Source organism: Hydrogenovibrio sp. 3SP14C1 (assembly GCF_029625905.1).
In the GTDB taxonomy this organism is placed as follows: Bacteria; Pseudomonadota; Gammaproteobacteria; order Thiomicrospirales; family Thiomicrospiraceae; genus Hydrogenovibrio.
In genome coordinates this window covers 1-276 of sequence record NZ_JARTLM010000097.1, presented here as the reverse complement: position 1 = coordinate 276, position 276 = coordinate 1, and the positions used below count along the sequence as shown (strand labels likewise).

Below are 276 nucleotides of genomic sequence, written 5' to 3'. Positions count from 1 at the left end.
CCCATGTCTACTACCGGGTAACCAGCCAACGGACCAGACTTCAGCTGCTCCTGGATGCCTTTATCAACGGCAGGGATGTATTCGCCAGGAATTACACCACCTTTGATGTCGTTGACGAACTCGTAACCTTTCGGGTTAGAGCCCGGCTCCAGTGGGTACATGTCGATCACAACGTGACCGTACTGACCGCGACCACCAGACTGCTTGGCGTGCTTACCTTCAACGTCGGTAATCTTCGCGCGAATCGCTTCGCGGTAAGCTACCTGAGGTTTGCCC

Annotated in this window: 1 pseudogene; it reads right to left on the bottom strand. The window is 55.1% G+C overall.

Going from position 1 to position 276, the window contains the following annotated elements:
- Nucleotides 1-276, bottom strand: a pseudogene (fusA, locus tag P8629_RS11790) (elongation factor G); the annotation flags it as partial.